Origin of the sequence: Caenispirillum bisanense (assembly GCF_039523075.1) — a bacterium.
Lineage (GTDB): Bacteria > Pseudomonadota > Alphaproteobacteria > Rhodospirillales > Rhodospirillaceae > Caenispirillum > Caenispirillum bisanense.
The window spans coordinates 1-520 of the sequence record NZ_BAAAEP010000148.1; the positions used below are offsets into that span (position 1 = coordinate 1).

General features: G+C 49.8%; 1 protein-coding gene. It reads left to right on the forward strand.

From position 1 onward, the window contains the following. On the forward strand, positions 1-520 hold a 520-nt coding region (locus ABD056_RS22860; protein WP_343870610.1), incomplete at both ends, for an acyl-CoA carboxylase biotin carboxyl carrier protein subunit.

Here is a 520-nt window from a genome sequence, read left to right on the forward strand (position 1 = left end):
GTCAGGTTACAGCGTTTAGGCGAACCGGCAGAGCTTGTCCAATTCAGTCCAGAACTGGATTACTGGCTGGGTGATACCGTGGTGCGGGAACCTCATTCCTTTGCCGTGCAAATCGACGCCAGTTATCAGGGCAAAAACTACCAATGGCAGTATGACTCCTTTGAGGGCCGTACTACGTTATCAGCGCGGTCAGTGGAAAAAGCCGGCATAAAGCTGGAACAAACCCGGCCAGGCCAAATCCACACTCAGTTGCATTTGTTTGGGGTAGTTGCCCCTGTACCAGAGCAACAGGTTCAGGTGGGTGCTGCTTATGCCGGAATTGTGCAGCAGATTGCGGTTAAAGTTGGTGATAAGGTAACTAAAGGCCAGTTGGTGGCCAGTGTTCAAAATCCTAACAGCTTAAAAAACTACGCTATTTTTGCGCCTCTATCCGGCGAAGTCACCGCAAGCTATGTCAGTGTAGGGAGCAAAGTTTCAGAGCAGCCTCTACTCGAAATCAGCGATTTTTCATCGGTTTATG